At 44.0% G+C, this 9775-nt stretch carries 10 protein-coding genes; 2 read left to right on the top strand and 8 right to left on the bottom strand.

The features are described from left to right. Together VMW01_12250 and VMW01_12245 are read right to left on the bottom strand one after the other, a co-directional pair. Positions 1 to 315, bottom strand: a 315-nt coding sequence (locus VMW01_12250; GenBank protein HUW07022.1) for a hypothetical protein, incomplete at its 3' end; no start/stop codon positions are given. A 462-nt stretch (positions 316 to 777) separates the two neighbouring features. Further along, entirely contained in the window at positions 778 to 1341 is a 564-nt protein-coding gene (locus VMW01_12245; protein HUW07021.1) for a hypothetical protein, read from the bottom strand. Positions 1342 to 1586: 245 nt separating this feature from the next. Between VMW01_12245 and VMW01_12240 the strand changes: the two genes are divergently transcribed. Continuing rightward, positions 1587 to 2318 carry a TerC family protein gene (locus tag VMW01_12240; GenBank protein HUW07020.1) on the top strand — a complete coding sequence of 244 codons (732 nt, stop codon included), beginning with the start codon at positions 1587 to 1589 and terminating at the stop codon, positions 2316 to 2318. A gap of 270 nt (positions 2319 to 2588) precedes the next feature. Continuing rightward, the gene (locus VMW01_12235) at positions 2589 to 3500 is read left to right on the top strand and encodes a patatin family protein (protein HUW07019.1); all 912 of its coding nucleotides are present in this window, start codon (positions 2589 to 2591) and stop codon (positions 3498 to 3500) included. A 45-nt stretch (positions 3501 to 3545) separates the two neighbouring features. On the opposite strand, the gene VMW01_12230 is transcribed toward VMW01_12235, so the two are convergent. From VMW01_12230 to VMW01_12205, 6 genes are all read right to left on the bottom strand, one after another. Beyond that, complete coding sequence (locus tag VMW01_12230; protein ID HUW07018.1) at positions 3546 to 4958, bottom strand: NADH-quinone oxidoreductase subunit N; 1413 nt, start codon at positions 4956 to 4958, stop codon at positions 3546 to 3548. Positions 4959 to 4973: 15 nt separating this feature from the next. Further along, positions 4974 to 6479, bottom strand: coding sequence for an NADH-quinone oxidoreductase subunit M (locus VMW01_12225; protein HUW07017.1), 1506 nt, complete (start codon positions 6477 to 6479; stop codon positions 4974 to 4976). Between the two features lie 81 nt (positions 6480 to 6560). Continuing rightward, positions 6561 to 8486 (bottom strand): NADH-quinone oxidoreductase subunit L, encoded by a 1926-nt coding sequence (gene nuoL, locus VMW01_12220; GenBank protein HUW07016.1) that lies wholly within the window; start codon positions 8484 to 8486, stop codon positions 6561 to 6563. A 4-nt stretch (positions 8487 to 8490) separates the two neighbouring features. Then, positions 8491 to 8805 (bottom strand): NADH-quinone oxidoreductase subunit NuoK, encoded by a 315-nt coding sequence (gene nuoK, locus VMW01_12215; GenBank protein HUW07015.1) that lies wholly within the window; start codon positions 8803 to 8805, stop codon positions 8491 to 8493. 8 nt (positions 8806 to 8813) lie between these two features. Next, positions 8814 to 9329: an NADH-quinone oxidoreductase subunit J gene (locus VMW01_12210; GenBank protein ID HUW07014.1), complete on the bottom strand. Its 516-nt coding sequence runs from the start codon at positions 9327 to 9329 to the stop codon at positions 8814 to 8816. Continuing rightward, positions 9329 to 9775, bottom strand: a 447-nt coding sequence (locus VMW01_12205) for a 4Fe-4S dicluster domain-containing protein (GenBank protein HUW07013.1), incomplete at its 5' end; no start/stop codon positions are given. The genes VMW01_12205 and VMW01_12210, both read right to left, overlap by 1 nt.

The raw sequence follows: 9775 nt of genomic DNA, 5'->3' as shown, positions 1-9775 counted from the left end.
GGCTTCCCTAATGGTTTTTATTTGATCGGTAACAAACTGATTTTGAAACTGATGCTCTCCGTACCAGTAGGCTAAATCTTCATTACTTTTTGCATTCACCATCTCATAAAGAATATGAATATCGGAACGCACAAAGTATTTTGCCTCCAATATCGCGCTTGAGACTTTAATGCTGGCAGTAATCTGATTCTGCTTTTTTTCTATCGATTTGAGGTATAAAAGACTTTGGATGCCAACAAACAGAAGAAGCATTGTAATTATAAAAAAACTTAGCAGAAGCTTGTTGCTAATTTTATAGATGCGCTTAACTTCCATAGCTGTAAAAAATGGGTTTCAATGTCCCGAAAAGATACTGAATATTAACATAAATTTAACGGTTGCATGATTTTGAAGTTGTATTATCATGAAATTAACCCTATAAAACTCATATTTAAAACGATTGTGCCAATGGTGAAAAAAAAATTAAAAATTGAGAAAATTAGCCTTCTAAGAGAGATTTTTCTGCCAAAAAGCTAACCTAAAACTCCTAATTTTTGCCAACAAAGGGTCGCTTGCATAATTCCTGAGCAGAGAAAGCAGGAAGGCTAGCCGTTGTTTCATTATGACCTTGGTAGGTAGAGCCAAATCATAGTGGAGCTCCAAATATGGTTGCCATAAACCATTTCTGCTTGGATTTTATTAATCCACAACAAACGATTGTGCGGTCAGAATGGTTTCTTTAGAAATGATAATCTTTGGCTGGATAGTAGCAGTTAACTTTGATAATTTGTGGGTAGATTACCTAATTGCTAGCGTATCAACAATCCAATTCTGCTCAGCTTGTCCCGATTTAATGGTATGCTTCACAATCCAGTAGCCTTTGGCAATGAAAATTGTATCGCCTGCTTGCTGCATATTGTCAATTTCCAGAACATCCGTAAAGGTTCTCATGCCTGAGGTAATGGAACTAAGTAGCTTTGGCTCGCTGGTTGAGGGTTCAGTTAGCAGCAGGTATGTATTTCCCGAGGTGTCGGTATAGGATAGGGTGCTTGTTTCTAGATTACGTGCAATAACAACTTGACTATTTTGTAGCGATGGAAAATGTGTCATACTCATTACAATGGTTTGGTATAGCTCCTTGTCCGACCCATTGGCGATGGGTGCAAAGGTGTTACTGAGGCTAGTTACTACAACGCTATCGGTTGCTGTTCCAAGGCTGTCGCGATACTTCCACCAGGAGCCGGTATTGGCTTCGGCAAATTGGGACATTGTTAGGTCAACGGGATGGTAATTATTATCTTGGAAATTGCAGGCAACAAGGAAAAAAAGACCAAGTCCACCCAAGAGAAGTAGAAGCTTCATGGTATGAAAGTTTGTTGCAAATTAACCATTTTAATTCTAACAATTCGCAAGGACGCGGGGGATACCTCTCTCTTTTTTTGTCATTATTTGGTTAAACACTTTCAAGGAAGAGAAAGGCTTTTTTGCCAGAACTACCTCCATGGAGTTACCTGCTTGTTGGCAAGATTACAACCATTTTTTATACTTTTGCTTCACCAATGATGGCATTCCATACCTACCTCTTGAACTCCTAAGCACTAAGTAATATGAACTTTCTTCTTCAGCCAGAAACATACATTTCCTTGTTAACCCTGACCTTACTTGAAATTGTATTAGGGATTGATAACATCATTTTTATCTCCATTGTAACCAATAAGTTGCCAGCTGATCGTCAGAAGCGGGTGCGTACTACCGGTTTGCTGCTGGCGCTGGCATTTAGAATATGTCTGCTGGCGCTGCTCACAGCCATCATGGGACTTATTCGTCCACTTATTACGGTGGGCAGCTTTGCCTTTAGTGCTCGCGACTTAATTCTACTCTTGGGTGGGATATTTCTAATAACCAAGAGCATTACCGAAATTCATGGAAAGGTTGAAGGGGAGGAGCATGGTGAGGCAGGTTCAGGTAGCAAGGCCACCTATTATGTTTTGATGCAGATAGTTGCCTTGGATATTATCTTCTCCTTCGACTCCATTCTTACGGCGATTGGGCTGTCGAACCAACTAGCAATAATGATTACTGCCGTAGTAATTTCCATGGTGATTATGATTTACTTCTCCGGGTTCATCAGCGCCTTTATTAATAAGCACCCCACATTACAGGTGCTAGCTCTTTCGTTTCTAATTCTTATTGGATTTATGCTTGCACTAGAGGCATTCCATTACGAGATACCAAAGGGCTACATCTATTTTGCACTGTTTTTTTCAATGATTGTTGAGATGATTAACCTTAGGATAAGGAAAAAAGCTGTTGGCCGATCTACAACCACAAAAAATTAGACTATCTATTTATTGCTTTGGAATTCTTTTTCTTTCCTTGACTTTTAATGTTCATGACTTAAACTTATTCCCTCGTAAACGCTATAACCGGTTTAGGTTGAGGAAAACTTTTTTTGTCTTGTTTTGTGAAAGAAGAATATAAATTTTTACAACAGCCAATTATGCCAGTCTATATTAATGTTGTCTCCACTAGGAACACTTTTTTATACAGCGCCCCCTTATATTTGTTACCTTTATCCTTCTAATCGAATGGAATAATTTACTGGCACAATGGATTCAATAGACAATCTTTCAGCTAGCTGTAACGGAGTAGGCCTAGTTCTTGAAGGTGGTGGTTTTAGGGGTATTTTTACGGCTGGGGTGCTTGATACCTTTCTGGAGCAGGGGCTGCTGTTTCCCTATGCAGTTGGTGTTTCTGCCGGTGCAGCATACTCCGTCTCCTATGTTTCTCGGCAGCGTGGGCGTAATCTGGAGGTTAATAGACGTTTCACTGCTGACCCTCGCTACTTTAGCTTGGGAAACTACGTTAAAAAGCGAACCTTTTTTGACTGGGATTTTGTGTATAAAGAGGTTCCGTTAAAACATATTCCATTTGATTATAAAGAGTTTGGTAAGTCCTCTACCCGAATGCGTATTGGAATTACCAACTGCGTAACCGGATTGGTCGAGTATCGCGACGCCAACGGACTATCACCCGATGAGTTTAAACAGCTGTTGTCTGCCACGTCGGCATTACCCTTTATCTCTCAGAAGATAAAAATAGACGGGAACTTTTATATGGATGGTGGCATTGCGGACTCTATTCCTTTTGAGCAGGCATTCGCCGATGGATGTAAGCGGCTAGTGGTTGTGCTCACCCGTAATGCAGGCTATCGAAAAAAAAGTTCAAAGTTGATTCCGTTGATAAAGGCCACCTACCGAAATAGTCCGCTATTAGCGCAGGCACTTGCCACCAGATCGGATAGGTATAACGCTGTACTCGATAAGATTGAAGAGTTGGAAAAGAGGGGGCAGCTGTTTGTGATTAGGCCAGAGGCACCCATTACTGTTTCTCGAACCGAAAACGATCCGATAAAGCTAGAAGCACTCTATAGAACTGCACAGGAGGAGATGAAGGAAGTTCTACCTCATTTAAAAAAATGGCTTGCTGAAAAAGTAGTTACTCAACCAGTAGTGGGTTAGCAGTTACTGGTAGTATAAACCATCGCGAAGGGAATTAATGCACGCTTACCCTCCTGCAACAATGTGCTGAATGTAGTTGTAAATAGGGCTGATAAAACCAATGGCCATAACGCCTACTACACAAAAGGTATAAACAGCAATTTCGTAAATATTACTCTTAACCTCGGGAACCTCCTCAGTGGCCTCGTCCACAAACATATACTTAATAACTCGAAGGTAGTTGTAGAGCGATAGCACGAGGTTGACGGCAGCAATACCAAGTAGAACATACATTTGGCTGCTTACAGCAGAGGTGAGAAGAAACAACTTGCCAAAAAATCCAGCCGTGGGAGGTATACCCGCTAACGATAGTAACGAGATTCCCATAACGATGGCCTGGAAAGGATTGGTCTTGTATAGCCCCTTGTATTCCTCCAATGTTTCTCTATCGGTAACGTGAGCCACAGCCCCAACAACCATAAAGGCGGCCACGTTGCTCAGGATGTAAATAATTACAAAGTAGATGACAGATTCTACTGCTTGAGCCGAAAATCCAGTGATGCCCACCAGCATAAATCCGACCTGAGAGATGGCCGAAAAGGCAAGTAATCGCTTTATATTTTGCTGTCGCATGGCAAAGAGGTTTCCCACAGTCATGCTGAGCACCGCTAGTATGGCTATGGCCATTATCCATGATTCGCTTAGTTTACCAAATATTGTATAAAGCACGCTAACAAAAACTAGTATAACGGAAGATTTGGAAATTACTGAAAAGTAAGCCGTAATAGCGACTGGTGAACCTTCATACACATCGGCTGTCCATAGGTGAAAGGGTACTGCTGATATCTTAAAGGCAAAGCCTCCAAGTATAAAAATAAACGCAGTAATGGTAAGCGGATTGGGCTCAAGGTGGTTAATGATGGCTGTAAAGCCTAGGTTACCCACCGCACCGTAGAGCAAGGAGATGCCAAACAGCGTGATTCCTGTTGAGAAGGCTGAGGACATAATAAACTTAATACCTGCTTCTGATGACCGTAGCGAGTTTTTGTGAAAGTTGGCAAGCACGGCTAGAGGAATGGTTGACATTTCCAGCCCGAGGTAAAGCATAATCATGTGACCGGAACTCAGCATTACATCCATTCCCATTAGGCTACTCAACATCAGGATGTAGAACTCTCCCCGATGCTTTTGGTCTATTATCCATCTGCTACTTCCTACCGAAATGAGAAGAATGCCCATGTTGAGGATGTTCTTTTCAAAATCTATTAGGTGAGTAGTTCTGAAAAAGTCGAAGAATGCCATTCCTTGACTTAGGGGAAGAAATCCTGCAATAAAGTTTAGAACAAGCAGGCTATTAATTATGACAAGAAACTGCCGCGGCTTGCTGTCCCAATCCCGCAGCTTAGCAACCAACAGGAAAAATATGAGCAATCCTAGTATCCATTCGTAACGAAGCAGTAAGAAGGTATGTAACGTCATGACAATTATTATTCCTTAGTTGATTGTTGAAGTAGCAATTCTTGCAATAATATGCTGTGCATCGGCTCCTACGAGCTGGTTAAGCCACCAAGGCATGGTCCCTATGAAAACGACACCAGCAATAAGTAAAATGGCTGCTAATCGCTCGTTCCAGGTAGCATCTGTGAGCTTGAGATACTCTTTTTTAGTCACTGTTCCCCATATGGCAAGTCCAATTGCACGTAAGATGTAGACTGCTGTAACCACAATGGAAATGGCCGCAATTATGGTTGCAATTTTGTAGAACAGGCCCGTTCGTTCCCAAGAGCCAACAAAAACGGTCATCTCTGCCACGAATCCGCTAAAACCGGGAAGACCAAGGGAGCAAAGCCCTGCCACAATAAAGGCTGTGCTAATAAAGGGAAGCTGCTTGAGCATTCCCCCCAGCTCATTCACCATTCGGGTGTGAGTTCGGTTATAAATCATGCCAATGGCGGCAAAGAAGAGGGCTGTCATTATCCCATGCGACACCATCTGCATTACGGCTCCCACAATGGCCGTTTTGGTGAGCATAGCGATACCCAGCACCACAAACCCTGTATGGCTTACCGAAGAGTATGCGTTCATGTATTTCAGGTCCTTTTGCATCATGGTTGCAAAGGCGCCATAAAGTATGGCTATGGAGGCAGGAATGATGAATATCCACGAAAGTTCTGCAGCTGCGTCAGGAGCCAGTAGCGTTGCCACTCTAATTATCCCGTAGCCACCCAGCTTCATGGAGATTCCTGCCAAAAACATGGAGGCCGCCGTAGGTGCCGACGAGTGACCATCTGGAGCCCAAGTGTGGAAGGGGAACATGGCCGTAAATACCCCAAAACCAGTGAAGGTGAGTAGGTATATGGCTCGCTGCATTGGCAGAGGAATATGAATTGTTGTTAGAAGATCGATACTCCAAGTTGGTGTTCCGGTTACCATGCCCGACGAGAAGAAAAGCAGTAGAATGCCAACGAACACCAGTGCCGAGCCACCCATGAGCATAAGCACCAGCTTCATGGCACTATACTCCTTGCGCCCACTGCCCCAAATTCCTATGAGCAAGAACTTTGGAATCACGGCCAGCTCCAGAAAGAAGAACATCATAAAGAGGTCACGGGAGATGAAAAAGCCGTAAGCTCCCACGCTCAGTAGCAGAATTAGAAAGAAAAATTCCTTCACCTGCTTTTCTATTTTCCAGGATACAAGGATACCGCCAACCACCACCAAGGCTGTAAGCAGAATTAGCGCCAGCGAAATGCCATCAACACCAGTTTGGTAGTTGATGTGGAGCGCGGGAAACCAGCTGATGCTACCGGTAAATAGCGTGGGCTCCGTTGCTCCCGCTACCCTTAGGTTCATATACCAAATGGTAATGAAGATGGCAAAAAGAAGTTGCAGCATGCTTCCTCCCAAGGCCAATATCCTTATTATGTTCTCCTTCTTTGCGAAGAGAATTGCTATTGCTGTAATAAGCGGTATTCCAACTAGTGCCGATAGCCAATTCATTGCATGTTGTTTTTTTTCGTCAGCGGAAGGAGATACCTGAAGTAAAATGAGCCCTTCACGGCTGACGTTTTCTTATGTTACTTATACAAAGACTAGAATAATGATGAGCCCAATTATACCCCCAAGGGAAAAGTAGGCGTAGGTTTGCAACCGACCCGATTGTATCACCTTGATGCTTTCCGACACCTTCGTGGTAACGTAGGCGCTGCCATTCATTAGTCCATCAACCACATGGCGGTCGAACCATGCCGCTGGACGACCAATCAGGTTAAAGATTACCTTTTTGGTTATGAAAAGGTAAAGTTCGTCAACGTAGAATTTTTGATAAACCCACTGGTAGGTAACGCCGAGCGTGGTTACTATTTTCTGTGGTGCCGTATTTTCACGGGCATAGAGCAGTGCTGCAAGCACAATCCCCGCTAAACCCAGCGATACGGGTGCAATGGAGAATGCAAGATTTCCGTGTAGCTCCAGCGGCAATCCTGTTGCGCTTACAAAGTGTCCAAATGGAATAAATCCGGCAAAGATGGCACCAAGTGCAAGTAAAATTAAGGGAATGTTCATTGCCCAAAGCCCATGCTCGTGGTTGTGCTTGTCGGCTGACTGGTTATGCCAGAAAATGTTGAAGTATAGCCTAAACATGTAGAATGCAGTCAAGCCACTGGTGAATAGGGCAATGTAGTAAACCAGCTTGTTTCCCTCGTAAGCGGCATGTAGAATCGCCTCCTTGCTGAAAAAGCCTGAGAAGGGTGGTATGCCAGAAATTGCCAAACAGGCTGCAAGGAAGGCAAAGTGGGTTATGGGCATGTTTTTGCGCAGGCCTCCCATTTGCCGCATATCGTTGCTATGTACTGCATGTATTATGGCCCCAGCACCTAAGAATAGGAGCCCTTTGAAAAATGCGTGGGTGAAGAGGTGAAACATGGAGGCGGTGTAGCCCACTGTTTGACCTTCGCCCCAACCTGCTACTCCAAGGGCCAGCATCATATACCCAATCTGTGAGATAGTGGAGAATGCGAGCACTCGTTTTATATCGGTTTGAGTGGTGGCAATAATGGCCGAGAACAAGGCTGTAAAGGCAGCAATGTAGGCAACTATAGGTAGGGCTGCCGGCGCCGAAATGGCAAATACAGGGAATAACCTAGCAACAAGGTATACACCAGCTACGACCATGGTGGCCGCGTGTATAAGTGCCGATACAGGAGTTGGACCTTCCATGGCGTCGGGAAGCCAGATGTGCAGTGGAAACATGGCCGATTTTCCAGCTCCTCCCATAAACACCAGCATTACGCCCCATGTTACAGCTGAAACGCCTAAAAATCCTGTTCCCAGCATGCCCGTAAGATTGGCCGACGTTGGGTCAGTAAGCCGTTCAATGAGCAGGCTGAAGTTGAAGGTTTGTGCTCCAAAACCAAGTACCAAAATGCCTATAAGAAACCCTAAGTCTGCAAAGCGTGTAACGATGAATGCCTTTTTTGCAGCAGCAATGGCGGAGGGTTTATTGAAGTAGAAGCCAATGAGCAGAAAAGATGATACTCCAACCAACTCCCAGAAAATATACATCTCGAAAATGTTTGAGGAAACAACCACCCCAAGCATGGCCATGGTAAAGAGGGAGAGGTAGGCGTAGTATGACTGAAAGCGCTCTTCACCCTTCATGTATTGCAGACTGTAGATATGAACCATGAGCGAAATGAAGGTAATAACTAGAAGCATCATCACCGAAATGGGGTCGAGCAGGATACCCATGTCTATGGATAGATTGCTGTTGAACTTCAGCCACTCAAAGCTTAAGGCGGTAATTTTTTCGTAGCCGCCATTTGCGCTCATCCCTAAAAAGAAGTACTTCCACGCTACAGCAAGTGAGAATATGGTGGCTAGGAGGGTGGAACTTGTCCCAACGATTCCAGCCAAGAGCGGTTTCAACCGCTTTCCCCATAAACCGAGGAATATTGAAGTGGTGAGTGGTAAGGCGAGCACCAGCACCGTTAATGTTGCGTAATCCATGGGTTTAATGTTTCATTGAGGAGGTTTCTTCCACATCAACTGCCTTGAATTTTCGGAAGAGGTTAATTATTATGGCAATGGCAGTTGATACCTCTGCTGCCGCAATGGTTATAACGAATAGGGTGAAGAAAATACCTTCTAGCTGATTGGGATAGAGGTATTTGTTAAAGGCTATAAAGTTGAGGTTAACGCTATTTAGCATCAGCTCGATAGACATTAACATGGTTATCATATTTCTTCTGGTAAAGAAGCCGTAAACCCCCAAGAAGAATAGGGCCGAGCTCAGTATCAGGACGTGAAGTAAGGGAACCTGTTCCATACCTTAAACTAATTTTTTTCTTTTTCTTTAATGGCAATGGTAATACTCCCAACAAGTGCAGCCAGCAACAAAATGCTTACCAACTCAAAAGGGTAAACATAGCCATGTGCTTTTTGATCAAGGAGCTGCCTTCCTATGGCCCTTACATCGTGTGCCATGGGAGCAACCTCCGAAGGGGTAAATGGATGTTCAATAAAGATTACGACCACCATTAGAAAGGCAACTAAGGCTAGCATTCCGCCAACCAGCGCACGGCGTCTTATTTGTTGAGGGAGTTTTTCGCCTGACCGGTGGGTGAGGAAGATGGAGAATATAATGAGAACTACGATTCCTCCCACGTATATTATCATCTGCAGCGCAGCTATGAAATCCATCTCCATAAGAAGGTATATTCCAGCAATTCCAATAAGGCTGAGAAGCAGGTATATGGCTGCTCTAAAAATCATTCGGGTGAAAATAGTCAATGCCCCAAAGGTCAGCACTAGGCCCGAAAGGATGTAAAATGCTATTGCCGTTCCGTTCATTACTCTGTAGTTTTTTCTTTAAGTTTTGAACCCGGTTTGTTTAAATCGTAAATAAGCTTATCCCGGTTATAAACGCTGAACTCAAATTTGTTTTCCATCTTAATGGCGTCGCTGGGGCAAGCTTCAATGCACTGGTTGCAAAGGGTGCACATGCCTAGGTTGTATTCCCAGCGGTCGAGACGTTTTTTCTTCTTGCCATCAGGCAATTCTTCGGTTACCGTGTGAATGGTGATGGACCCATTTGGGCAGGCCGATTGGCATATGGAGCAACCCGTGCAGGCGTGTTCGTTATTTTCGTCGTGAGGTAATACTACTCTCCCTTTGAACCGATCAGGGATGTAAAGCGTCTCCCGGTTATTGGGGTATTGCTGGGTGAGTATCTTTTTGGGATGTAAAAAGTAGTACCCCGTGATTTTCATTCCCCTAATTAGGGAAAGAAATGCCCG

The organism is Williamwhitmania sp. (genome assembly GCA_035529935.1).
GTDB lineage: Bacteria > Bacteroidota > Bacteroidia > Bacteroidales > Williamwhitmaniaceae > Williamwhitmania.
The sequence above is the reverse complement of the archived record's forward strand: the minus strand, read 5'-3'. Positions and strand labels throughout refer to the sequence as shown.

Excerpts from the sequence above, each read along its gene's own strand:
- VMW01_12235 (HUW07019.1), top strand. The coding sequence starts at position 2,589 with ATGGATTCAATAGACAATCTTTCAGCTAGCTGTAACGGAGTAGGCCTA.
- nuoL (HUW07016.1), bottom strand. The coding sequence starts at position 8,486 with ATGGATTACGCAACATTAACGGTGCTGGTGCTCGCCTTACCACTCACC.
- nuoK (HUW07015.1), bottom strand. The coding sequence starts at position 8,805 with ATGGAACAGGTTCCCTTACTTCACGTCCTGATACTGAGCTCGGCCCTA.
- VMW01_12230 (HUW07018.1), bottom strand. The coding sequence starts at position 4,958 with ATGACGTTACATACCTTCTTACTGCTTCGTTACGAATGGATACTAGGA.
- VMW01_12225 (HUW07017.1), bottom strand. The coding sequence starts at position 6,479 with ATGAATTGGCTATCGGCACTAGTTGGAATACCGCTTATTACAGCAATA.
- VMW01_12210 (HUW07014.1), bottom strand. The coding sequence starts at position 9,329 with ATGAACGGAACGGCAATAGCATTTTACATCCTTTCGGGCCTAGTGCTG.
- VMW01_12245 (HUW07021.1), bottom strand. The coding sequence starts at position 1,341 with ATGAAGCTTCTACTTCTCTTGGGTGGACTTGGTCTTTTTTTCCTTGTT.
- VMW01_12240 (HUW07020.1), top strand. The coding sequence starts at position 1,587 with ATGAACTTTCTTCTTCAGCCAGAAACATACATTTCCTTGTTAACCCTG.